This is a genomic window from Halomonas sp. MCCC 1A11062, assembly GCF_021404355.1.
In the GTDB taxonomy this organism is placed as follows: Bacteria; Pseudomonadota; Gammaproteobacteria; order Pseudomonadales; family Halomonadaceae; genus Halomonas; species Halomonas aerodenitrificans.
Map to the genome: position 1 here is coordinate 54,977 of NZ_JABFTW010000019.1, position 24,109 is coordinate 79,085.

Here is a 24,109-nt window from a genome sequence, read left to right on the forward strand (position 1 = left end):
GGTGGCAGTCCGTCATTGTTGACGTTTACGTAAACTTCGCTCAAATGCCCCAAATCTGTCGACAATTTGCTTGAAAATGTCGAAGCGATATCCATAAAGCGCGCTCATTATGGTGATTTTTTCCTCGATGTTTGTAATGTTGTCGACAAGTTCCGGCAAGTGGCGGCTTGTCCACTCGTCACATGGTCGAATGTTGCGCCGCGTCAGACCCGCGTACAACCGAGCTCAGCCAAGAACAACAACAACCGACGAAGAGGACCGCTCAACAAACAGAACCGCCGAGGTGTGACGTGCCGCTCAAACGCGAATATGGCCAGGAGCATCCCTACTGGCCGCTGGGGCCCTTCAAGGTCCGCCTGCCTTTCATCCATTTCCCATGGGCCATTCCGGAAACCATCCAGGCCATGGTGATGTTCGTCATCTCCTTGGGGATGATCCCGCTGCTCGAACAGTACCTGGGCGTGCCCTACGAGGTGGGCCTGGCCTTCGTCGTGGTGTGCGGTATCGGCTTCATCCTGCCGCCGCTGCTGGGGGTGCCGTTCATCGCCGGCTGGATCACGCCGGCGATCCCCGTGGTGCTGCTGTTCATCGGCCAATACGAGCCGGGTCCGGATGCCATTCGCGCCATGGTAGCGCTGCAGCTGATGGTGACGGCGATCTTCCTGTTCATGGCGGTGACGCGGCTGGGCAGCAAACTGGTCAACAGCGTGCCGGCCTCGATCAAGGCGGGTATCCTGCTCGGCGCAGGCATCGCCGCCATCAGCGGCGAAATCGTCGAGGGTGGCCGGCTCTACAACACGCCGATCTCGCTCGGCATCGGCGGGTTGATCACCCTCTACGTGCTGTTCTCGCTCTCCTTCCGCGACCTGGCCGAGAAATACCGCTGGGCGCGCAACATCGTTGCCTTCGGCATGGTACCGGGGATGCTGATTACCATGGCCATCGGCTGGGGTGTCGGTGAGTACTCGATGCCGACGGTGGAGTGGGGCATCGCCGTGCCCGACTTCGCCGGGATCTGGGCCTATCTGCCGTTCTCCATCGGTGCGCCACCCATTGAGCTGATGGTGGCAGCGATTCCCACCGCGATCATTGCCTACATTATCGCCTTCGGCGATATCGTGGTGGGTCAGACCCTGCTCAAGCGCGTCGACCACCTGCGCCCCGACGAGAAGATCGAGGTCAATGTCGATCGCGTGCACCTGATCACCGGTATCCGCAACCTGATGCACTCACTGCTGGCGCCCTATCCGGGGCTGGCCGGGCCGCTGTTCACCGGCGGCATGGCCACGGTGACCGAACGCTACCGCTACGGGCGCAAGGCAATGGACACCATCTACTCCGGCACCGGGGTGTTCTGGATCGTCGGCTTCTTCGCCCTGTTCCTGCTGCCGCTGGTGACCTTCTTCCGCCCGGTGCTGCCCATTGCGCTGTCGATCACGCTGCTGATCACCGGTTACCTGTGCATCGCCATCGCCGTCGAGCAGATCAAGAACGCCACCGCCATGGGCGTGGCGGGCATCATGGGCGTGGTGCTGGCCACCCACGGCGCAGCCTGGGGACTGGGCATCGGCCTTATCCTCTATTTCCTGATCGAGCATCGCGCTCGCGGCGCACGCGAGGCCGAGGAGCAGGAGCCGATTGCGGTGGAGGACGACATGGTGGTGGAGCGCGACGAGGAGGAGGCCGTGCGGCCCGGACCCGCCACGCGCTAAATGGAAATAGCGTAAAGGCAAGCGGGCCGACGCCGAGGTGTCGGCCCGCTACGTTGTGAGGATGGTCAGCCGGCCAGACTCAGTCCGGCGCGATTGGCAGCCGGCGCTTGTGCTCGGTGCGTCGGTAGGTGGTGAGGATGGTGTCGAAGGCCCGTTCGGAGACCTCGCGGTTCTCCAGGAAATCGTCGATCTCCTCGTAGCTGACGCCGAGGGCCACCTCGTCGAGCTTCTGCGGTGCCAGCGACTCGAGATCGGCGGTGGGCGCCTTGTTCACCAGCGCATCGGGTGCGCCCAATTGCTGACCCAGCAGGCGCACCTGACGCTTGCTCAGCCCGGTCAGGGGTGCCACGTCGCAGGCCCCGTCGCCGTACTTGGTGAAGAAGCCCATCAGCGCCTCGGCGGCCTGATCGGTGCCGATGACCAGGCCGCCGCGGGCGCCGGCCACGGCGTACTGGGCCACCATGCGCTGGCGCGCCTTGACGTTGCCCAGCACGAAGTCGCGCTGGTGGGCGTCCTTGAACGTCAGCCCGCCGCTCTCCAGCGATGCCAGCTGCGCATCGCTGGCGTCCTGGATGTTCACGTCGAGTACCTCGTCCGGCTGGATGAAGTCCAACGCAGCCTTGGCATCGTCGGCATCCTGCTGCACGCCGTAGGGCAGGCGCATGGCCACGAAAGTAGCCTGCTCGCCCTGCTCGCGCTGCTTCTCCACGGCGAGCTGGGCCAGTCGCCCCGCCACGGTGGAGTCGACCCCGCCACTGATGCCCAGCACCAGCGTGGTCTGGCCGCTCTCCTGCATGACTCGACACAGAAAGTCGCGGCGCCGCTCGAGCTCATGCTGGGCATCGATGTCGCTGCGGGCTTGCAACTGCACGCCGATGGCGCGCTGTACGGCCCGGCGCGAGCGTGTCTCTTCTTCACTCTTGGTCTCACTCTTGAGACACAGCCGATGGTAGTGGGGCAGGCGTTCCAGAGCATAGTGGGCCGCTGCCAGCCGCACCTCGTTGCGAGTGCCGTCGAAGCGTCGCGTTTCGCAATAGTGGTGATGATCGCCGTTGTGGTGGAAGGCCCAGGCGAAGCAGACGGTGCCGATGGGCGTATCGTCGTCGCCGGGGTTGGGGCCGGCGATGCCGGTATTGGCCAGGGCCACGTTGGCATCGTTGTTGTTCAGCGCGCCGGCGGCCATTTCACTGGCCACGGCCTCGCTGGTCAGGCCGTAGCGCTCGATGGTGTCGAAGCTGACGCCCAGGTAGCGGTTCTTGGACTGGGGCGAATAGACGCCGAGGCCGCAGTCGATGCTCTGGCCGCTGCCAGGCACCCTGGCCAGCTCCGAGACGATCAGTCCGGCGGTGCATGACTCGGCGGTGGCAAGCTTCAGTTCGTTGTCGATCAGATAGTCCGTGATCCTGTCCAGCAGCTCCATTGCCTCTCCTCCTGATGGCCGACTAGCCTGATGCTGTCGGAAATGAACCTGACCTTACCTACCCTAGGTCAATTCGGCCCGGATCGCGTGACCGGAAGCCAATCGGGCTGGTGAGACATGGAGACGTGACATGGAACGTATCGATGAAGCGAAGAGTGCCACCCTGGAGGAGGCCGTGGCGCGGGAGCGTGAGTATCGCCACGAGAGCGAAATGGCGTCTTTCACCGAAACAGGCGAGGAAGACCAGGAGCTGATTGGCATCGCCGTGATGGGCGCCGGCGGTGAGGTTGCCCAGGCGGGTAGCGCCGAGCAGCGCTTTCCCCTCGAAAGCGTTTCCAAGGCGTTGACGCTGGCCCTGGCGCTGGAGGACGTAGGCGCCGATGCGCTGTTCGAGCGAGTCGGCATGGAACCCTCGGGCGATCCCTACCACTCCATCGCGACGCTGGAAGAGGGCGAGATGGGCATCCCCTCCAACCCCATGATCAATGCCGGCGCCATCGTCACCACGGCGATGATACGCGGCCGTGACGGCGAGGAACGCTTCGACCGGATACGCGATTACTTCCGCCGCCTCGCGGGCAACCCCTCGCTCGACTACGACCGGGTCATGTTCGAGGCCGAGGACAAGGATCTCAATCGGGCGCTGTTCTACTACATGCGCAGCCACGACGTGCTGAAGGGCAGCGAGGAGGATCTGCTGGTGCCCTATCTCAAGCAGACCTCCATTGAGGTGAACTGCCGCGAGCTGTCACGTATCGCCGCGGTGCTGGCCAACACGGGGCGTGACCCGGAGAGCGGGGAGCGCCTCATCGCCGAGGAGACGGTGCGCATCGTGCTGACGCTGATGTTCACCACCGGCATGTACGACCAGTCGGGCAGGTACGCCGTGGAGGTCGGCATGCCTTCGAAGAGCGGCGTTTCCGGCGCCATCCTGGCGGTGGCACCTGAGCGTATGGGGTTTGGCGTGATCGGCCCCGCGCTCAACGAGCACGGCAACAGCGTGGCCGGGCTGCGCCTGCTCAAGGTGCTGTCGAGCCGCTGGCGGCTGGGCGCGTTTGCCTGAGCCTGCGGCCCGCTACCGCTCAGGGTTGGGTGAGAGCGGGCGGCGGGGCGATGCCTTCGAACAGGGCCGGGTCGTCGCTGATGGCGCTGTCGACCCCCCACGCCCAGCGGTTGGCGAAAGCTGCCGGATCGTTGGGGGTGTAACACAGCAGCTGGTAGCCGGCGGCCTTGATCTCCCGAGCCCGCTTGGCGGTAAGGCGAGTCCAGTCGGTATGGATGCTGAAGGCCTCCAGCGCCTCGCAGCGAGACTGCCACTTCGTGGGTACGCTCTCGCTGAGCACGCCGATGGGCAACAGCGAGGCGTCGGCGATGGCGCGAGCCTGACGCAGGGCCGGCTGATCGAAGGAGGAGACGATCAGCCGTTCCGGCGGCAGCGCCTCGAGTAGGCGCGGTATTACCACTTCGGCCAGCTCGGTACCGCTACGCCGGCTGGTCACCTTGAGCTCCATGTTGACGCCCATGTCCAGCTCCACCAGCAGGTCGAGCATTTCGCGCAGGGTGGCCATGCGCTGGCCGCGAAAGCCGTCGCCGAACCAGCCGCCGACGTCCAGCTTGCGCACCGCGGCCAGATCCAGGGAGGCGAGCCTGCCGTGACCGTCGGAACAGCGCTTGAGCGTGGCGTCGTGCCAGATCACCGGGGTGCCGTCACCGAGCAATTGCACGTCGAGCTCGACCCATGAAAAGCCGGCATCGTGGGCGGCGCGCACCGCTGCCAGGGTATTTTCCGGGGCGTGAGCGGACAGCCCGCGATGGGCGATCAGCCGGGGCAGGACGATGGCGGGGTGCGGTGAGGGCATGCATGAGCTCCAATCGAGGGACTAGGCAACTATATCGGATGTCGATGACAGGATAGCGACCCGCTCGGGGCACGTGGTATCGGGCGCGACTATGCTAGTCTTGCGCCTTTGAATAAAGCAATGAGGCAAGGCATGAAGGTGATGACCCCCGAGCGTGACGAGCAGCGCGACGCCTGGCTCGCGCGGCTGTGCGCCGATGTCTATGGTAGGGAAGCGGGGCTGTCGCCGTTGGTTACTTTTACCGGGACGCGACAGGTGCTGTTCGCACAGGAGGCCGCAAGGCTATGGGCGCTGGTGGACGAGCAGGGCCGGCCGGGCGCTCTGGCGCTCTTGACCCTCGACGCGTCGGGCAGCGACATGACCCTGTGGCACCATGCTTCGCCGGGTGGCGACCGTGAAAGCGTGCGTCGCTTGGTTCGCGAACTGGTGCAGAAGGCGCCGCTGCGAGTCGATGCGGCGAACCAGGAAGAAGAGGGCTTCTATCGCCGTTGCGGTATCAACCGCTGGTTTGCGACGCCGGGCGGCCGTCGTGTCGGGCTCTCACCTCATCATTCGGCACGCGGCGTGAGCGAGCTGGAGCCACCACTCGGTTTCGATGAGGAGGCGATCCTGCGTCGCTTCAAGCATGACGCTCACTTCTTCGAGCAGGAGAAGGCGAGCTTCGTCGAACGCCTGGCCGCATTTCCCGGGTAGTGAAGCGCTCTGTTGCCATCAACCCCTTGACCCCATGCGCGCATGGCGGTTGGATGAAGCATCCCTATCGTTAGCCGACAAAGGAAAACACCCCATGTCAAAGCGAATTCAGTTCTCCCGCACCGGCGGTTCCGAAGTGCTCGAATACATCGATGTGACGCCGGCCGATCCGGCGCCCGGTGAAGTACGGGTCAGGAACGAGGCGATCGGGCTCAACTTCATCGACATCTATTTCCGCACCGGTCTCTATCCTGCGCCTGGTCTGCCTTCGGGGCTGGGCACCGAGGGTGCCGGTGTAGTCGATGCCGTGGGCGAGGGGGTGAGCCACCTGAAGGCGGGCGACCGGGTCGCCTATGCTCAGGGGCCGCTGGGTGCCTACGCCGAGTATCACGTGCTGCCGGCGGACAAGGTGGTGACGCTGCCCGATAACGTCGACGCCGAGACCGCCGCCGCCAGCATGCTCAAGGGGCTCACCGTCCAGTACCTGCTGCGCCAGACCGCTCCGCTAAAGGGCGGCGAGACGATCCTGTGGCATGCCGCTGCCGGCGGGGTCGGCTCGATTGCCTGCCAGTGGGCCAAGGCGCTGGGGGTCAAGCTGATCGGCACCGTCAGCTCGTCCGAGAAGGCCGAGCTGGCGAAATCCAACGGCGCCTGGGAAACCATCGACTACACCCGTGAGAACGTGGTCGAGCGGGTGCGCGAGCTCACCAACGGCGCGATGTGCGACGTGGTCTACGACTCGGTGGGCAAGGACACCTGGATCACCTCGCTGGACTGCCTCAAGCCGCGTTCGCTGATGGTCAGCTTCGGCAATGCCTCCGGGGCGGTGGAGGGCGTCAATCTCGGCATCCTCAACCAGAAGGGCTCGCTGTTCGTCACCCGTCCCAGCCTCAACGGCTATGCCGACACCCGCGAGCGGCTGGAGGCGATGTGTCGCGACCTGTTCGACATGCTGGGCAGCGGCAAGGTCAAGATCGACATCGGGCAGCGCTTTGCCCTGGCCGAGGCCGGCAAGGCCCAGGACGCGCTGGCCAGCCGTCAGACCACCGGCTCCACTATCCTGCTGCCGTAAGCAGAAGCGCAGACTTGCTCACGCACAACGCCCGCCTCACTCGAGGCGGGCGTTGTCGTTGGAAGCTGCTGGATTGGCGCGTCACTCGTTGCTGACGTAGGCGCCCATCTCACGCATGCGCGACTCGAAGCTTGCCACGTTGTCGACGAGGCTGTCGGGGCCGTAGGCGACGCACTCGGCCAGCAGCACCTCGATCAGGGTGATGGCGGAGAGAATCGAGGGGAAGAAGTGCGGCGTGGCGTTGGCCACGGTGAAGGTGATGGCCGCGCCGGGCACCAGCGGCGAGCGCAGGGTATCGGTGATGACGATGGGTTTGACGCCCGCCGCGCGGGCGATTTCCAGCGCTCGCACGGTCTCGGCGCAGTAGGGTTCGAAACCGAAGGCGACCACCACGTCGTTCTCGCCGAAGGGGGCCAGTTCGGTCAGCAGGCCGCCCTCCTGGCCACGGATGAGCTGGACGTTGGGCATGGCGATGCGGCCGACGTAGGCGAAGTGATAGGCGCAGGCGAAAGTATCGCGAAAGCCCACCACGGCGATCTTCTCGGCGGCGAGCAGCATCATGGCGGCATCGCGCACGCGTGCCTGAGTGTCGGCGGTGAACAGGCGCCCGATGTTGTCGAAGGCGGCGTCGCCGACGTCGAGAAACACCTGATCGTCGGTCTGGCTGGCCAGGTTGCGCAGGTCGCTGGCACGGCCGGAGAGTTCCACCGGACCGGCCTGCACGGCCGATTGAAACACTTCACGGAACTGTTCGTAGCTGTCGAAGCCGAGGCGTTTGGCCAGGCGCACCAGGGTCGAGGAGGTGACCCGGGCGGCCCTGGCCGACTTGCGGATCGACTGAAAGGCGATCTCCACCGGATGCTCCAGCACGTAGCCGGCGGCAAGCTTCAGCTGCGGGCTGAGCTCGGGATAGGCGGCAGCCAGCTGCTGGTTCACGGCATCCAGACCGGTGGGCGGGCATGCCTCTTCCGGGGTGGCGTCAGCGCTCTGTGTCTCGCGTTCCAGCACGGCTGTCTCCTCGATCAGGGGGCCTGGGCCCGGCTCATGGAAGCCGACGGGAAGGGAGGCGCATTGTAACGCATGGCTTCCGTCAAGTAATGACACATTCGTTTTCACTTTGTTTTTATCGCGGCACGCTCGTGTTGACGTCGCATCGTTCCTTGTCTAGCATGCGCATAAAACAAATGTGACATTAAATGTTTTATAACGTTACGTTTGTTTCCATATGGCACATACCGTGTCATCCGTTATCGCCACGTCAGCCATCCATTACGCCGAGAGAGTGCCGAAACGCTCATGAGCGCCACCAGCCCCGAAACCCTCATCGTCGACCGCCGCGGGGCGGTCATGGAAATCCGCTTCAACCGACCGCATCGCCTCAATGCGGTGGTCGAGGCGTTCTACAGCGAGCTGCTCGCCGCCCTGGCAGAAGCCGAGCGCGACCCTGAGGTGCGCTGCGTGATCCTCACCGGCGAGGGACGGGCCTTCTGCGTCGGTGCCGACATGAAGGAGCATGGCAGTGCCCAGCGCACGCTGTTCCAGCGTCGCCGCTACCTGCAACTCGGTAACGACGTGTGCGAAGCGATCCTGCGCCATCGCAAGCCGGTCATTGCCGCCGTCAACGGTTACGCCCTAGGCGCCGGTGCCGAAATGGCGGTGGCCTGCGACTTCATCGTCATGGCCGAGGAGGCCCAGATCGGCTTCCCCGAAACCAGCATCGGTACCTGCGTCGGCGGCGGCGTCTCCAAGCTGTTGCCGCAGTTGGTGGGGCTGAACATGGCGCGTCAGCTGCTCTACACCGGGCGCCGCATCGACGGTCGCGAGGCGGCCCGCATCGGCCTGGCCACCTCGTGCCACGCCGCCGATGCCATGCCGGCCGAGGCGCAGAAGCTGGCCGAGAGCCTGGCCGGCCAGGCGCCGGTGTCGATCGCCATGCTCAAGCGGCTGGTCAACCAGGGCAGCGACACCGGGCTCGAAAGCCAGCTGCAGCAGGAACTGGATGCGGTCTTCACCTGCTCGACCACGACCGATTGGCAGGAGGGGGTCGACGCCTTCGCCGAGAAGCGTGCCCCCCAGTTCAAGGGCCATTGAGACTCAAGGATGCGAGACATGAACCCCATCGAAGGACACTTACCCGTGCGCAGTCCACTGCACGCCATTCTGGCTCCCACCGGCATTGCCGTGGTGGGCGCCTCGAGCGATCCCACCAAGCGCGGCTACAAGGCCATGGTCGGCCTGATCAAGGATGGTTTTCGCGGCGACATCTATCCCGTCAACCCCAAGGCCGACATGATCCTCGGCATCAAGGCCTGGCCGTCCATCGCCGCGATTCCCGGTTCGCCCGAGCTGGCGCTGATCTGCACCCCAGCCGCCAGCGTGCCGGGTCTGATCGCCGAGTGCGGCCGCCGCGGCATCAAGGGAGCGGTGATACTCGCCAGCGGCTTCGCCGAGATCGGCGGTGAGGGCGCCGAGCTGGAACGCGAGATGATGGCCAAGGCCGAAGCCCACGGCGTACGCATCATCGGCCCCAACACCTCCGGCGTGTTCAATCTGCACCACCGGCTCAATCTGCTGGCGCTGGACAACGTCAAGCCCGGCGACGTGGGCATTGTTTCCCAGTCGGGCAACATGCTGCTGTCGCTGGCGCTGGAGGCCCAGTACAACGGCCAGGTAGGCTTTTCCACCTATGTCGGCCCGGGCAATCAGAGCGATATCGGCTTCGACGACTACCTGCGCTATCTCGGCGAGGACGAACACACCCGCGTGGCCACGCTCTACGTGGAGGGCTTTCGCGACGGGCGCAAGTTCCTCGAGGTGGCCCGAGATGTCACCGCCATGAAGCCGGTGGTGGTCTACAAGTCGGGTTCCACCGAGGCCGGTCAGAAGGCGGCCAGTTCACATACCGGGGCGCTGGCCGGCAGCTATGCCATGACCGTGGACCTGCTGCGGCAGGCCGGCGTCAGCGTGGTGCAGCACTCCGATGAGATTCTGCCGGTGGCCGAGGGGCTGGGGCTGCTGCAGAAGGCCCGTGGCAAGCGGGTGGCGGTGATTTCCGACGGCGGCGGTCAGGCCACCATCGCCTCCGACCGTCTCGCCGAGGCGGGGTTGGAACTGGCCGAACTCAGCGAGGAAACCCGCCAGCAACTGCGCGACGTGCTGTTTCCCCAGGCCTCGACGGTCAACCCGGTGGACGTGGCCGGTTCCACCGATGCCAATCCCTCCTTGCTGGCCACCTGCATGGAGATCGTCGCCGCCGACGACAACGTCGACAGCGTCTTCCTGGTGGGCATGTTCGGCGGTTACAGCATCCGTTTCGCCGAGTCGCTGCTGGGTGACGAGATGCGCGGCGCCGAGGCGATGGTGGACCTGTCCAAGGCGACCGACAAGCCGCTGGTCGTCTACAGTCTTTACACGCCGATCAAGCCACCGGCGCTGCGCCGGCTGCACGAGGCGGGGCTGCCCATCTACGCCTCCATCGAGCAGGCGGTGAGGGTTCTCGCCGCCCTTGGCGAGCGAGGCGAGTACCTCGCCTTGAGCCGGCAGCACCCTCGTGAAGCGGCCATCGCACCCAAGCCCGAGCTCGGCGACATGTTCCAGCGTGCCCGCGCCGAAGGGCGTGACCTGTTCGAGTACGAGGCCAAGCGGCTGTTGCGTGAGCACGGCATCGAGGTGCCGCAGGAGCTGGTGGTGCGCAGCGACGCCGAGCTTGGCGAGGCGGCGGCCACCTTCGGTGACACGCCGTTGGCCATGAAGGTGGTCTCCCGGGACATCCTGCACAAGTCGGACGCCGGTGGGGTCAAGCTCAACCTGGTCGGCGAGGCCGCGCTGCGTCGCGCTCGGGAGGAGATTCTCGTTTCCTGTCGCGCCTACGACGCCCGGGCCGAGATCGAGGGGGTGCTGGTTGCGCCGATGGCCCGGAAGGGCATCGAGGTTATCGTCGGCGTGATCCGCGACCCGATCTTCGGCCCGGTGCTGATGTTCGGTCTGGGCGGGATCTTCGTCGAGATCCTCGAAGACGTCGCCTTCCGCGCGATCCCGCTGTCGCGTCACGACGCGCGCAGCATGGTGGAGCAGATCAAGGCGCGCAAGATCCTCGAAGGCGCCCGCGGTGAGCCGGCGGTGAACAAGGAGGCGCTGGTGGAGCTGCTGCTCACGGTGTCGCGCATCGCCGATGCCTACCCTGAGCTCAGCGAGCTCGATCTCAACCCGGTGATCGTCAATGCCGACGGCTATGCCGTGGTGGATGCCCGCGTTATCGTGGAGCGCGAACCCGTCAACGAAAACGCCAAGGAGTCCATGGCATGAGCGAGAGCACGAGCCAGCCCCCAGCCCCCGTTTTGCAGGATGCGCTGCTGACCGTTGAAGAGCGCGTGGCGACCCTGACCCTGGATCGCCACGACGTGCGCAACGCCCTGACCGGTACGGCACTGGCCGACGACATCGTCGCCGTGGCGGAGTGGGTCAACCGCTGCGACGAGCTCTCGGTACTGGTCATCACCGGCGCGGGCTCGGCCTTCTCCGCCGGCGGAAACGTCAAGGACATGGCCAATCGCGGCGGCGACTTCGCCGGCGGCGTAGCCGAGGTGGCGGGGCGTTACCGGCGCGGCATTCAGCGCATCCCGCTGGCGCTCCAGGCGGTGGAGGTGCCGGTGATCGCTGCGGTCAACGGCCCCGCCATCGGTGCCGGCTTCGACCTGGCCAACATGGCGGATATCCGCATCGCCTCGCGCAAGGCCAAGTTCGGCGAGACCTTCCTCAATCTGGGCATCATCCCAGGCGACGGCGGCGCCTGGTTCATGCAGCGCCTGATCGGCTACCAGCGGGCCTTCGAGCTGACTCTCTCCGGACGGGTGATCGACGCCGAGGAAGCCAGAGAGTACGGCATCGTGCTCGAGGTCACCGAGCCGGAGGCGCTGATGGAGAAGGTGGGCGAGCTAGCGGCACGCATCGCCGCCCAGCCGCCCAAGGCCACGCGGCTGACCAAACGCCTGATGAAGATGGCACAGCGCACCGAGCTCAAGGATTTTCTCGACCTCTGCGCCGTGTTCCAGGGCATGTGCCACAACGAGCCGGAGCACTTGGCGGCGGTCAACGCCATGCTCGAGAAGATGGCAAAGTAAGCTCCCACCGACGACCGGAACCCGGCTACGGCCGGGTTTCTTTCGTCTCGGCGTCTGCGTAATGAGCGCCAAGGCAAAGAAAGCGCTGGATTTTTTTGCCCGTGCCTGTTGTGCTGAAAGCTCGCCGACACAGGGAGTGGACATGGCCGACCATACGCTGGTTTTCATCGTGCTGGGCCTGGCGCTGGCCGCTTTCGTCTGGGGGCGCTTTCGTTACGATCTGGTGGCGCTCTCCGCGCTGCTGGCTTGCGTGATCCTGGGGCTGGTGCCGGGCGAGGAGGCCTTTTACGGTTTCGGTCATCCGGCGGTGATTACCGTAGCCGCCGTTCTAGTGCTCAGTCGCGGCTTCGAGCGCTCCGGCGTGGTCGACGTCATCGCCGAGCAGGTGCTCAAGGTCGGCGACCGCCTGTTCCTGCAACTGGTGGCGCTCACCGCCACGGTGGTGGTGCTGTCGGGCTTCATGAATAACGTCGGCGCTCTGGCGCTGCTGCTGCCGGTGGCCATGCGCCTGGCCCGTGAGCACAATACCTCGCCTTCGCTGTTGCTGATGCCACTGGCCTTTGGCTCGCTGCTCGGCGGTCTCATGACGCTGATCGGCACCCCACCTAACATTATCATCTCTGCCTACCGCGGCTCGGTAACCGGAGAGACCTTCGGCATGTTCTCCTTCTTCCCCGTCGGGGCCGCAGTTGCCCTGGCGGGGCTCGTGTTCATCGTATTGCTGGGCTGGCGGCTGGTACCGCAGCGCGCCGGCAATGCGTCCACCGAGGGCATGTTCGATATCAGTCACTATCTGGTCGAGGTCCGGGTGGACGAGGAGGCCAAGGCGCTCGGTTGGACCCTGCGTGAGCTGCAGCGTGAACTCGAGGAGACGCTACCGGTTCTGGCGGTCTTGCGCGGTGAGCAGCGCTACGCTGGGCATGCCTTCCTCGGCGCGCTGAAAGAGGGGGATGTCCTGCTGGTAGAGGCGGGGCCGGAAGAGATGAAACTGCTCGAGGATAAGGCCGGCCTGCGGGTGGGAATCGACCCGCAGGAGGAAACCCTCGAGCAAGATCGCGCCGAGGCGGAAGAGGGTGGGCAACTGCAGCGGGACGCTAGCCTGCCGGATACCGAGAATACCAAATCCAACGGTCTGGATACCGAGGGACTGGAGCTGGTCGAGGCGGTGGTGCGCAACGACTCGATCATGGTCAACCGTACCGTGACCCAACTGCGGTTGCACAACCAGTACGGCATGCATCTGGTGGCGGTGGCCCGGGACGGCAGCCGCCTGCGCCAGCGCCTGCGCGATATCCGTTTTCGTCCCGGTGACGTGCTGTTGCTGCAGGGCGGCGAGAGCAATCTGAGCGAGAGCCTGGCAACGTTGGGCTGCCTGCCCCTGGCCAGGCGTAACTTTACCCTGGGGCAGCCGCGCATGCTGCTGGTGTCTCTCGGCATCTTTGCCCTGGCCATCGCCGCCATGCTGCTGGATATCCTACCCAATGCTGTCGCGCTTGCCCTGGCGGCCCTGGTCACGCTGCTGGTCGGCGTATTGCCGCTGCGAGACGGTTATCAGGCCATCGACGGCCCGGTGATCATCCTGCTGGGCGCCATGATCCCCGTGGGCACGGCGCTCGAAACCAGCGGCGGCGCGGCGCTCATTGCCAACAGCCTGCTGGAGCTGGGGGGTACCTGGCCCACCGTGTCGATCCTGATACTGCTGTTCGTCACTACCATGATGCTCTCCGACGTAATCAACAATGCGGCGGCGGCAGTACTTATGGCACCGATCGCCGTCAGCCTGGCCAACGGTTTCGATGCGTCCATCGATCCCTTCCTGATGGCGGTGGCCATCAGCGCCTCCTGCGCCTTTCTCACTCCCATCGGGCACCAGTCCAACACCCTGGTGATGGGCCCCGGCGGCTATCGCTTCGGCGACTACTGGCGCATGGGCCTGCCGCTGGAGCTGGTGGTGATGGCGGTGGCGATACCGATGATCCTGCTTGTGTGGCCCTTGTAGGGAATCGCGATTCCCTACTGCGCTCGCTATCCTGATCGCCGGCGGTATCGAAGCGTCGAACCGTCACAATCCTCATTGAGCAATAAGTCAACTCCGGTTGCTCCGTTCCGGCGGCGACCAGCCTAGCTTCGCTCGTGACGTGAATCACACTTCCCTGACTTTCGAATAGAGGTCTTAAAAACCCCGGCGCTGGGCCGGGGTTTGGTAGGGGGCCGATCTTACGCCGCGTTGTGGCGCAGGATATTGGCCTTGTCGGTGGCGAACTCGTCGTACTCGAAGTCGTCCACGCTGAGCAGCTCGAGCACTTCGGCTTCGAAGCGGCGCATGAACTCGGCGTCCTCCTCGCTGACCAGACCCTTCTCCCGCGCCGCCTCCAGGCGCACCTCGGGGTGTAGCGCCTGACGCGGCAGCTCGCCCTTGGCATAGGCCTTGTTGACCGTGCGGTAGAGCGCCTCAGCGCGGTCGTAGTCGGCCAGCAGGGCGTTGTAGTGGGCCAGCGGGTTGTCCTTGACGCCGTCGTCGTCCAGCCAGGCCGCGGCGATCAGCTTGGTGCGCAGCGGTGTGTCGCGGGACACGGCCTGGGCGATCTCGCGGGTCAGCTGATCGGCGGGGCGCTTCCAGCGCCGGCCCAGCGGCATCGTCACGGCGCGCAGCACGCCGGCCAGCGCGCGGTTGGGCAGGTTGTCGAACAGCTCGTCGAAGGCCTGCTCGGCGCGCTGCAGCAGGTGGGTGCAGCTGTAGTGGAACAGGGCCGCTTCGCCCTCGACCTTGTCACCTTCCTGCCAGTGCTTGAGCACCATCGAGGCCAGGTAGAGGTTGGAGAGCACGTCGCCCAGCCGCGCCGAGATCATCTCGCGCTGCTTGAGGGTCGAGCCCAGGCTGGCCATGGCGGCGTCGGCACACAGGCTGAAGCCGGCGGAGAGGCGCGCCATGTCGCGGGCGTAGGGGGCGGCCACGGCATCGAAGGGCACCGTGGGCTTGCCGATACCGAGCCCCATGGTGAAGGCGCGGGCGGCGTTGCCGAAGATCAGTGCGGCATGACCGAAGAAGGCGCGGTCGAAGGCCTTGAGGTCGTTGCTGTCGGAGGCGGCCAGCTCTTCGAGCACGAACGGATGGCAGCGGATGGCGCCCTGACCGAAGATCATCAGGTTGCGGGTCATGATGTTGGCGCCCTCGACCGTGATCGAAACCGGGTTGGCGCTGTAGCCGATGCCCAGGTAGTTGCGTGGGCCCAAGGTGACCGCCTTGCCGCCGTGGATGTCCATGGCGTCGGAAAGCCCGAGGCGCTGAAACTCGGTGAGCTGGCTCTTGAGGATCGCCGAGGGGACGGAAGGCTTCTCGCCGCGGTCGATGGTGTTGGCGGTCTGGTAGACCGCCGCCTGGGCGATGTAGCCCAGCGAGGCCAGGCGTGCCAGGGGTTCCTGCACGCCCTCCATCTCTACCACCGGCACGTTGAACTGGCGACGGATACGGCCGAAACCGCCGGTCCAGCCCAGGGCGTAGCGCATGGTGCCGCTGGCGCCGGAGGGCAGGGTGATGCAGCGGCCGATGGAGAGGCACTCCACCAGCATGCGCCAGCCCTGACCGATCATCTCGGTGCCGCCGATGATGGTGTCCAGCGGGACGAAGACGTCCTTGCCCTTGATCGGGCCATTGAGGAACGGGCTACCGATGGGGTGGTGGCGGCGACCGATCTCCATGCCGGCGGTGTTGCGTGGCACCAGCGCCAGGGTGATGCCGCGATCCTCTTCTTCGCCCAGCAGGTGGTCGGGGTCGAACAGGCGGAAGGCCAGGCCCACCACGGTGGCGATGGGGGCCAGGGTGATCCAGCGCTTCTCGAAGTTGAGACGCAGGCCCAGCACCTCCTTGCCGTCGATCATCTGCTTGCACACGATACCGGTGTCGGGCAGCGAGGTGGCATCAGAGCCGGCGCGGGGGCCGGTCAGGCCGAAGCAGGGGATCTCACGGCCGTCGGCCAGGCGCGGCAGGAAGTGATCCTTCTGCGCCTGGGTACCGTACTTGAGCAGCAGCTCCCCCGGACCCAGGGAGTTGGGTACGCCCACCGTGACCATCAGCGTCTCGCTGATGGAGAGCTTCTGCAGCACCAGCGACTGCGCCTTGGCCGAGAAGCCCAGGCCGCCGTACTCCTTCGGAATGATCATGCCGAAGAAGCCTTCCTTCTTCAGGTACTGCCACAGCTCCTCCGGCAGGTCGGCACGCTCCTTGGCGATCTCCCAGGCGTTGCACATGCCGGCGGCCACCGAGCACTGGTGCTCGAGGAAGCTGCGCTCCTCCTCGGACAGGCCGTCGTCGTGGTAGCTCATCAGCTTGTCCCACTGCGGACGGCCCGAGAACAGCTCGCCGTCCCAAGCCACGGTGCCGGCTTCCAGAGCGATGCGCTCGGTGTCCGAGACCTTGGGCGAGACGCGCTTGAACATGGCGAACAGGCGCGGGCTGAGCCAGTGGATACGTAGCGCCGGCAGGCCGGCCACGGCTACCCCCGCCGCGCCGAGCAGCAGCAGCACGCCGAGCACCGGGGAGCCCAGCAGCAGCCCCGCCAGGCCAAGTACGCCGAGTAGCGCCAGGGTCGGCACCGCGCCGGCCTCGCGCCGCATCAGCACCAGCAGGCCGACGACGGTGAGGATCAGGAGTATCAGGGTGAGCATGCCTCGTCTCCGTGTTTCGGATCGCGTTTAGAACAGTTGTTTGAATGTGTCAGCCTAGCCGATCTCCCCGGTGCTGGCCAGTCCTGAGGCGCACACGAAATGACAGCGCCCTGCACGAGGCAGGGCGCTGGGTGGAAGATAAAGTGCTGCTTATGATAAGCGGCGCTGGGGCTCGCGCCTCGCCGGACTATCACCGGCCACGAAATAGGGCGCATCGGAAGCGGGCAGCGGCTCGCGGCCGCGAATGCGGTCGGCGATCTTCTCGGCCAGCATGATGGTCGGCGCGTTGAGGTTGCCGGTGGGGATCACCGGGAACAGCGAGGCATCCACCACGCGCAGACCTTCGAGACCGTGCACCCGGCCCTGGCCGTCGACCACGGCGTCGTCGCCTTCGCCCATGCGGCAGCTGCCGCAGGGGTGGTAGGCGGTCTCGGCGTGTTCGCGCACGAAGGCATCCAACTGCTCGTCGCTCTGCACGTCCGGCCCCGGCGAGATCTCACGGCCGCGGTAGGGATCCATGGCCGGCTGGGCGATGATCTCGCGCGTCAGGCGAATGGCGTCGCGAAACTCCTGCCAGTCCTTCTCCTTGGCCATGTAGTTGAACAGAATGCTGGGAGCCGCCTCGGGATCGCGCGAGGTGAGGCGGATACGCCCGCGGCTCTCGGAGCGCATCGAGCCCACGTGAGCCTGGAAGCCATGGGCCTGCACCGCGCTCTTGCCGTTGTAGCTGATGGCGATGGGCAGGAAGTGGTACTGCAGGTTGGGCCAGGGTTCCGCGTCGTGGGTGCGGATGAAGGCGCATGACTCGAACTGGTTGCTGGCACCGACGCCGCTGCCGAGAAGCAGCCACTCGGCGCCGATCTTCGGCTGGTTGAACCACTTCAGCGCCGGGTAGAGGCTGATCGGCTGCTTGCACTCGTACTGGATGTACATCTCCAGGTGGTCCTGCAGGTTCTCGCCGACTCCGGGCAGTTCGTGCACCACGGGGATGTCGAACTCGCGCAGGTGCACGGGATTGCCGACCCCTGAGCGCAGCAGGATCTGCGGCGAGGCGATGGCCCCGGCGCACAGCAGCACTTCGCGCCGGGCGCGAACCTGCTGTGTCTGGCCGCGGCGCAGGTAGCGTACGCCCACGGCGCGCTTGCCCTCGAACTCGATCACGTCAGTGGTGGCGTGGGTCTCGATGGTGAGGTTGTCGCGCCCCTTGGCCTGATCGAGATAGCCCCGCGCGGTGGAGGAGCGGCGCCCCTTGGGGGTGACGAAACGGTCCATGGGGCCGAAGCCCTCCTGCTGATAGCCGTTGACGTCCTCGGTCTCGGGATAGCCCGCCTGCACGCCGGCATCGACGAAGGCGCGGTAGAGCTCGTTGTTGCCCTCCTTGGGCGTGGTCACGCTGACCGGGCCATCGCCGCCGTGGTAGGTGTTGGCGCCAATGTCGCGGCACTCGGCCTTACGGAAATAGGGCAGGCAGTCGGCGTAGCGCCAGTCGTCAAGACCGGCCAGGCTGGCCCAGTTGTCGTAGTCCAGGGCATTGCCGCGGATGTAGCACATACCGTTGATCAGCGACGAGCCGCCCAGCCCCTTGCCGCGACCGCACTCCATGCGGCGGCCGTTCATGTGCGGTTCCGGATCGGTCTCGAAGGCCCAGTTGTAGCGCTTGCCCTGCAGCGGGTAGGCCAGGGCGGCGGGCATCTGGGTACGGAAGTCGAAGCGGTAGTCGGGGCCGCCGGCTTCGAGCAGCAGCACGCTGACACCCGCGTCCTCGGTGAGGCGGGCAGCCAGCACGTTGCCGGCGGAGCCGGCGCCGATGATGACGTAGTCGAATTCACGAACCTGGGACATGGCGATTTCCTCAGAACACCGACTCGAAGGGTCCCATTTCCACCTGCACCGACTTGGTTTGGGTGTAGTGGGCCAGGGTTTCGATGCCGTTCTCGCGGCCGACGCCGGACTGCTTGTAGCCGCCCACCGGCATTTCCGCCGGCGACTCGCCCCAGGTGTTGATCCAGCAGATGCCGGCTTCCATTCGATGAATGGTGCGATGCGCCCGGGCGAGGCTCTCGGTGAACACCCCGGCGGCAAGGCCATAGTGGGTGTCGTTGGCGCGACGGATCAGCTCCTCTTCGTCGTCGAAGGCGAGGATCGACATCACCGGGCCGAAGATCTCTTCGCGCACGATGCGCATGTCGTCGCTGCAATCGGTGAACACCGTGGCCGGGGCCCAGGCGCCGCGGGCGAAATCGCCCTCGTCGAGAGGCTCGCCGCCGATCAGCACCCGCGCGCCGTCCTGCTTGCCGTAGGCGATGTAGTCGAGCACCTTGGCCTGATGCTCGAAGCTGACCAGCGGGCCGAAATTGATCTTGGGATCGAGCGGGTCGCCGGCGCGGATGCGCGCCACGCGCTCGACGATCTTCTCCTCGAAGGCCGTCTTCACCGAACGCTCGACGAAGACCCGGGTGCCGTTGGTGCAGATCTGACCGCTGGAATAGAAGTTGGCCATCATGGCGGCATCGGCAGCGCGGTCGAGATCGGCGTCGGCGAACACGATCAGCGGCGACTTGCCGCCCAACTCCATGGTTACGTCCTTGAGCGTCGAGCCGCCCGCCGCGGCCATCACCTTCTTGCCGGTACCCACCTCGCCGGTGAACGAGACCTTGGCGATGCCTTCATGCGCGGTCAGCATCTGGCCGACCCGGGCGTCGCCGTGAACCACGTTGAACACGCCGTCGGGCAGTCCGGCTTCGGTGAAAATTTCAGCCAGCTTCATGGCCGAGAGCGGAGTGACCTCGCTGGGCTTGAACACCACGGCGTTGCCGGCGGCCAGCGCCGGAGCAGCCTTCCAGCAGGCGATCTGGATCGGGTAGTTCCAGGCGCCGATGGCACCGATCACCCCCAGCGGTTCGCGCCGGGTATAAACGAACGACGACTCGCGCAGCGGAATCTGGGCGCCTTCGATGGCCGGGGCCAGGCCGGCGTAGTATTCGAGCACGTCGGCGCCGGTGACGATGTCCACCGCGGCGGTTTCGCTGATCGGCTTGCCGGTGTTGCGCGTTTCGAGCTCGGCCAGCTCGTCATTGCGCTCTCTCAACAGTGCCACGGCGCGCTGCAGTACGCGACCGCGCTGCATGCCGGTCATGGCGGCCCAGCGGCGCTGGCCTTCCTGCGCGGTAGCGACGGCGCGGTCGACGTCGGCCTGGCTGGCCTGGTCGACCCTGGCCAGCAGGCTGCCGTCAAAGGGATTGATGACGTCGAAGGATTCGCCGGAGGTAGCCGGTTCCCGGCGGCCGTCGATGTAGAGAGTCTCGGTATCGAAAGCGGTCATGCTGTCTCCTTGGGTGACGCTGCGGAGGTGTCGTGGCCGGCCAACATGTTGTCGAGGCAGGCGTGGGCCAGGCGCCGGGCGCGCTCGGTATCCAACCCTTCGGGGCTCAGGGTGCCGCGCAGCCACAGGCCATCGATCATGGCCGCCAGGGTGCGGGCGGCATCTCGCGCTTCGTTCAGTGGCATCAGCCGCCGAAACTGGAAGCAGAGGTTGGAGTAGAGGCGCTGATCGTTGACGTGCTGCAGCCGTTGCAACTGGGGTCTGTGCATGCTGCTGGCCCAGAAGGCGAGCCAGGTCTTGGCCGCGGGACCGGAAATCTGGCTGCGATCGAAGTTGCCGTCGATGATGGCGGCGATATGGTCGCGTGGGGAGCCATCGGCCAGGCGGAGTCGACGCTCAGCCACTGCCTGGCCGAGATCGGTGAGAATCTGGCGCATGGTGGCTTCGAGCAGGCCGTCCTTGCCGCCGAAATAGTGGCTGATGATGCCAGCGGAAACGCCGGCATGTCGGGCGATCCTCAAGACGGTGGCGTCGGCCAGGCCGACTTCGTCGATGGCCGCCATGGTCGCCTGGATGAGCTGGCTGCGTCGAATGGGTTCCATTCCTGTCTTGGGCAACGTTGACTCCTTGACCCTTCGCCGTGACTGGCATGTGGCATATATAAGGTAGGTCGAGTCTGGCATTTTTTTATTGAACGTTCAATCAATAAAAAGCCGAGCAGTAACAGTCTTGCCTGAGAGAAGTGGTTCATGCATAATTCAGCGCGTCGCGAAGGGCTGCCTTCGTGCCACTTGGCTACGTAGCTCAGCTGGTTAGAGCACATCACTCATAATGATGGGGTCCCCTGTTCAAATCAGGGCGTAGCCACCAGTTACGACAGGACGCCCGATCGAGTCATCTCGATCGGGCGTCCTTCGTTATGTGCCTACCTTGGCAGAGTTTCTGCCAAGATACGCCCTTGACCTTACGTGGGCGATCCGTATACTACGCACCGTGTTCACGGCCATTCCCGGATAGCTCAGTCGGTAGAGCAAGTGACTGTTAATCACTGGGTCGCAGGTTCGAGTCCTGCTCCGGGAGCCACGAACGCACGCTGATCATGACGCACGTCATTCCTCGATAGCTCAGTTGGTAGAGCAAGTGACTGTTAATCACTGGGTCGCAGGTTCGAGTCCTGCTCGAGGAGCCATCGGCTACTACCACCCCGTGGGAAGTCCTTTCCCGCCATGTCGTTCCCGGATAGCTCAGTCGGTAGAGCAAGTGACTGTTAATCACTGGGTCGCAGGTTCGAGTCCTGCTCCGGGAGCCAATCCTTGTCGTTCTTGCTTCCCTCGTTGTCGGCTCGTGCCGAGTCGCAGTCAGCGTTGATTGCGTGACCAGTCTGGCAGGCCGTTACTGCCGTATACTCGTTGCAAGAAGAACCGATAGGAATCCTGCCATGCGCAGCGCGCTCTCATGTGGCTTGTTGATGTGTCTGGTTGCCATTACAGGGCATGCCCTCGATGCGCCGGAAGGGCGAGTCATATTGACGATCACCGGCAGCATCGGCGTAACCAACGGGGAAGGTGCGGCGCTGTTCGATCGCGCCATGCTGGAAGCCATGCCCCAGCATACGATCAGGACCCATACCCCCTGGCACGACGGTCAGGTCACCTTTGCCGGCCCGCTGGGACGCGACGTCCTGGATGCCGTCGGGGCCCAGGGCGAGATGCTGCGGGTGATGGCGCTGAACGATTACAGCGCCAGCATTCCGGTCGACGATTTCAATCAGTATGACGTGATACTGGCGATGACCTTGGATGGCGTGCCCTTGCGGGTGCGCGACCAGGGGCCGCTGTTCGTCATTTACCCCTTCGACGACCAGCCCGAATTGCTCAACGAGAAGATCATGTCCCGCTCGGTCTGGCAGGTCGCGCATATCGATGTTCTCGCGGAGTAGTGGCATGTCGCGCACGGCAAGTCAGGGCCTGCGATACCGTATCGCGGCCTGTGCCGCTATCGTGCTGTTCGGTTCGGCGCTGCTGACGGCAAAGATCATCCATGACCGAATGCGACAGATCGAGCATCGCATGCTCGAGGATCTCACCTGGTCGGCTTACCAGTTCGATCGCGAGGTCAGAGAGATGCGGATGACGCTGTCGCCCTGGCACGGAGATCTCGATGAACTGTTGCTGCGCTATGAAATCCTGTACAGCCGTGCCGATCTCTTCGGCCGCGGTGAGCTGAAGCAGAGTCTGACCACGCAGCCTCTGGGCGAGGCCCTGGAGCGTGCCGTTGCGCTGACGTTCGAGCTCGATTCCGTGCTGTCGCCGCTGGAGAGTGGCGATGACGTACTCGACGATGCCATCTTGGCGACACTGATGGAACGGTTGCTCGCGCTACAGCAGAAGACCTCTCGCTTGATCCTCGACATCAATGCTCACGTTGCCTTGTTACGTACCCATGAGCGCGACGACCTGTGGAACCTCTATACGCTGTTGCTCGTGCTCATCGTGCTGCTGATGGGGGCAGGCTCGGTGCTGGTGGCCTTTCTGATCAGGGAGGGCAGGACCAATCGGGAGCGGCGCTATCTGCTCGAGATCCAGGCGCGTGAACTCGATGCTGCGGTGCAGAGGGCGGAAAGGGCGAGCCAGGCCAAATCGGAATTCATGGCGGTGATGAGCCATGAGATACGCACGCCGCTCAATGGCATCGTCGGCGTGGCACAACTACTCACCTATGAGCCGTTGAGCGATCGTGGCGCTCGGCTGCTGGGTACCCTGGATGACAGCCTGGTGAGTCTTCAGGCGGTCATCAACGACGTGATCGACTATACCAAGTTCGACGCGGGTGTGCTGGATCTCGATTCGCAGCCATTCCAGCCGAGTGAACTCATCGACCAACTGGAGCGGCACTACGGCGTGCTGAGCGCGAGTCGGGGTGTCGCTTTCAGGGCCGAGCAGGAGGATTCGCTACCTGGCTGGGTGCTGGGCGACCTGACTCGCATTCGTCAGGTGCTGATGAACCTGCTCAACAATGCCTTCAAGTTCACCTCGGCCGGTGAGGTTCGCCTGACGATACGGCGCGGTGAAGACGACACGCTATGCTTCCGCGTCGAGGACACGGGGTGCGGCATTCCCGAGCAGAGCCGGGCCCATATCTTCAAGCCTTTCACCCAGGCTGACAGTACCATCGCGCGCCGCTACGGCGGCTCGGGGCTGGGGCTTGCCATCTGCGAGCGGCTGGTCAAGGCCATGCAGGGGCGCATCGATTTCACCACGGAAATGGGCGTGGGCAGTTGCTTCCAGGTTCGGTTACCGCTGCGCGTACCGAGCCGGGAGGCCATCGAACGCTACGCCAAAACGCGTCAGGAGCCGGCCTTGAGCCTGCCCAGGGGAAGCGTTCTCATCGTCGAGGACCAGCCTGCCAACCGTGAACTGGCCAGAGCCCTGCTGGAGCGATTGGGCCAGCGCGTCAGTGTGGCTGCCGATGGTCAGGAGGGGTTGACACTGATGGCGAGCCATCGCTTCGACCTGGTGCTGATGGACATGCAGATGCCCATACTCGATGGCCTGGAAACCACCCGGCGCTGGCGCCGTCAGGAGTCGGACAGGCTCACGCCGCTGCCCATCGTGGCGCTGACGGCCAATGCGACACCCTCGGCCAGGCAGCGCTGCCTCGAGGCCGGTATGAACGATGTGCTGTGCAAGCCGTACACGCGTCACGAGCTGCAGCGAGTCATCCAGCAGTGGATGCTGCCGAACGGCGCTCATGAATACACCGGGGCAGGGCTCGACGCGACTGCTTCGGATACGCTCCCAGCAGCCCCTCAGGATCACGTCGGCGAAGCGGAGGTGGAGATCGATCCTGCCACGCTGACCTCACTGCGCGAAGCGCTGGATGAAAAGGCGCTGCATCACCTCGTGCGGAAGTTCGTCGAGCGGCTGGACGAGGATCGCGCGGCCCTGCGGCGGGATCTTGATCGGCATGATCGTTCTGGCCTCAGGGAGACCTCGCACTCGCTGAAGGGAGCGGCCGCGTCCATGGGCTGCGCAGCGCTGTCGCAAGCCGCTGCCAGGCTTGAGCAGATGGCCGAGGCGGCAGGGCTGGAGGCACTCGAGGCCACGGTGGAGCGGATAACGCATCTTGGGCATCTGAGCGGAGCGGCCTTTGCCAGGCTGGGGTATGGGGCTGAGTATGTGGCCACCGGTGACGCACCTCGCGACGATCTGGCGTCGCCGGCCGAGGGGTGAGTCGAGCCTTACGG

General features: G+C 65.0%; 17 protein-coding genes and 4 tRNA genes. 14 read left to right on the forward strand and 7 right to left on the reverse strand.

Annotated features, from left to right (window positions below; translation table 11 throughout):
• The first annotated feature begins 290 nt into the window (after positions 1–290).
• On the forward strand, positions 291–1,712 hold the full coding sequence (locus tag HOP58_RS17615) for a xanthine/uracil/vitamin C permease (protein ID WP_234253079.1): 1,422 nt from the start codon (positions 291–293) through the stop codon (positions 1,710–1,712).
• Positions 1,713–1,791: 79 nt separating this feature from the next.
• Here the strand turns inward: HOP58_RS17615 and nadE are convergent, their stop codons facing one another.
• Complete coding sequence (gene nadE, locus HOP58_RS23285) at positions 1,792–3,132, reverse strand: ammonia-dependent NAD(+) synthetase (RefSeq protein ID WP_346657484.1); 1,341 nt, start codon at positions 3,130–3,132, stop codon at positions 1,792–1,794.
• A gap of 130 nt (positions 3,133–3,262) precedes the next feature.
• On the opposite strand from nadE, the gene glsA reads away from it, so the two are divergent.
• Positions 3,263–4,195 carry a glutaminase A gene (gene glsA, locus HOP58_RS17630; RefSeq protein ID WP_234261040.1) on the forward strand — a complete coding sequence of 311 codons (933 nt, stop codon included), beginning with the start codon at positions 3,263–3,265 and terminating at the stop codon, positions 4,193–4,195.
• Between the two features lie 19 nt (positions 4,196–4,214).
• Here the strand turns inward: glsA and HOP58_RS17635 are convergent, their stop codons facing one another.
• The gene (locus HOP58_RS17635; protein ID WP_234261041.1) at positions 4,215–4,991 is read right to left on the reverse strand and encodes a glycerophosphoryl diester phosphodiesterase; all 777 of its coding nucleotides are present in this window, start codon (positions 4,989–4,991) and stop codon (positions 4,215–4,217) included.
• A gap of 132 nt (positions 4,992–5,123) precedes the next feature.
• Between HOP58_RS17635 and HOP58_RS17640 the strand changes: the two genes are divergently transcribed.
• Together HOP58_RS17640 and HOP58_RS17645 are read left to right on the forward strand one after the other, a co-directional pair.
• Entirely contained in the window at positions 5,124–5,684 is a 561-nt protein-coding gene (locus HOP58_RS17640; RefSeq protein WP_234261042.1) for a hypothetical protein, read from the forward strand.
• A 94-nt stretch (positions 5,685–5,778) separates the two neighbouring features.
• A complete protein-coding gene (locus HOP58_RS17645) occupies positions 5,779–6,756 on the forward strand; it encodes an NADPH:quinone reductase (RefSeq protein ID WP_234261043.1) in 978 nt (325 codons plus the stop codon).
• Positions 6,757–6,837: 81 nt separating this feature from the next.
• On the opposite strand, the gene HOP58_RS17650 is transcribed toward HOP58_RS17645, so the two are convergent.
• Entirely contained in the window at positions 6,838–7,764 is a 927-nt protein-coding gene (locus HOP58_RS17650; RefSeq protein WP_234261044.1) for a MurR/RpiR family transcriptional regulator, read from the reverse strand.
• Between the two features lie 288 nt (positions 7,765–8,052).
• Here HOP58_RS17650 and HOP58_RS17655 point away from each other — a divergent pair, with 288 nt between their 5' ends.
• From HOP58_RS17655 to HOP58_RS17670, 4 genes are all read left to right on the forward strand, one after another.
• Positions 8,053–8,847, forward strand: coding sequence for an enoyl-CoA hydratase/isomerase family protein (locus tag HOP58_RS17655; RefSeq protein ID WP_010629246.1), 795 nt, complete (start codon positions 8,053–8,055; stop codon positions 8,845–8,847).
• 18 nt (positions 8,848–8,865) lie between these two features.
• A complete protein-coding gene (locus HOP58_RS17660) occupies positions 8,866–11,061 on the forward strand; it encodes an acetate--CoA ligase (protein WP_234261045.1) in 2,196 nt (731 codons plus the stop codon).
• Positions 11,058–11,876, forward strand: a complete 819-nt coding sequence (locus HOP58_RS17665; RefSeq protein WP_234261046.1) for an enoyl-CoA hydratase-related protein — start codon at positions 11,058–11,060, stop codon at positions 11,874–11,876. The genes HOP58_RS17660 and HOP58_RS17665 overlap by 4 nt, the downstream gene beginning before the upstream one ends.
• 142 nt (positions 11,877–12,018) lie before the next feature.
• Complete coding sequence (locus tag HOP58_RS17670) at positions 12,019–13,875, forward strand: SLC13 family permease (RefSeq protein WP_234261047.1); 1,857 nt, start codon at positions 12,019–12,021, stop codon at positions 13,873–13,875.
• A gap of 218 nt (positions 13,876–14,093) precedes the next feature.
• Here the strand turns inward: HOP58_RS17670 and HOP58_RS17675 are convergent, their stop codons facing one another.
• The 4 genes from HOP58_RS17675 to betI form a co-directional block, all read right to left on the reverse strand.
• A complete protein-coding gene (locus HOP58_RS17675) occupies positions 14,094–16,541 on the reverse strand; it encodes an acyl-CoA dehydrogenase (protein ID WP_234261048.1) in 2,448 nt (815 codons plus the stop codon).
• 150 nt (positions 16,542–16,691) lie between these two features.
• Positions 16,692–18,383: a choline dehydrogenase gene (betA, locus tag HOP58_RS17680; protein WP_234261049.1), complete on the reverse strand. Its 1,692-nt coding sequence runs from the start codon at positions 18,381–18,383 to the stop codon at positions 16,692–16,694.
• Between the two features lie 10 nt (positions 18,384–18,393).
• A complete protein-coding gene (betB, locus tag HOP58_RS17685) occupies positions 18,394–19,863 on the reverse strand; it encodes a betaine-aldehyde dehydrogenase (protein WP_234261050.1) in 1,470 nt (489 codons plus the stop codon).
• Positions 19,860–20,480 carry a transcriptional regulator BetI gene (gene betI, locus HOP58_RS17690; RefSeq protein WP_026038213.1) on the reverse strand — a complete coding sequence of 207 codons (621 nt, stop codon included), beginning with the start codon at positions 20,478–20,480 and terminating at the stop codon, positions 19,860–19,862. Before betI ends, betB begins: the two co-directional genes overlap by 4 nt.
• Before the next feature lie 176 nt (positions 20,481–20,656).
• Between betI and HOP58_RS17695 the strand changes: the two genes are divergently transcribed.
• From HOP58_RS17695 to HOP58_RS17720, 6 genes are all read left to right on the forward strand, one after another.
• A tRNA-Met gene (locus tag HOP58_RS17695) sits at positions 20,657–20,733 on the forward strand.
• 137 nt (positions 20,734–20,870) lie between these two features.
• A tRNA-Asn gene (locus tag HOP58_RS17700) sits at positions 20,871–20,946 on the forward strand.
• A 30-nt stretch (positions 20,947–20,976) separates the two neighbouring features.
• Positions 20,977–21,052 (forward strand) — tRNA-Asn (locus HOP58_RS17705).
• Positions 21,053–21,096: 44 nt separating this feature from the next.
• A tRNA-Asn gene (locus tag HOP58_RS17710) sits at positions 21,097–21,172 on the forward strand.
• A 129-nt stretch (positions 21,173–21,301) separates the two neighbouring features.
• Positions 21,302–21,802 carry a molybdopterin-dependent oxidoreductase gene (locus HOP58_RS17715; RefSeq protein ID WP_234253091.1) on the forward strand — a complete coding sequence of 167 codons (501 nt, stop codon included), beginning with the start codon at positions 21,302–21,304 and terminating at the stop codon, positions 21,800–21,802.
• A gap of 4 nt (positions 21,803–21,806) precedes the next feature.
• Entirely contained in the window at positions 21,807–24,095 is a 2,289-nt protein-coding gene (locus HOP58_RS17720; protein ID WP_234261051.1) for an ATP-binding protein, read from the forward strand.
• Positions 24,096–24,109: the final 14 nt, after the last annotated feature.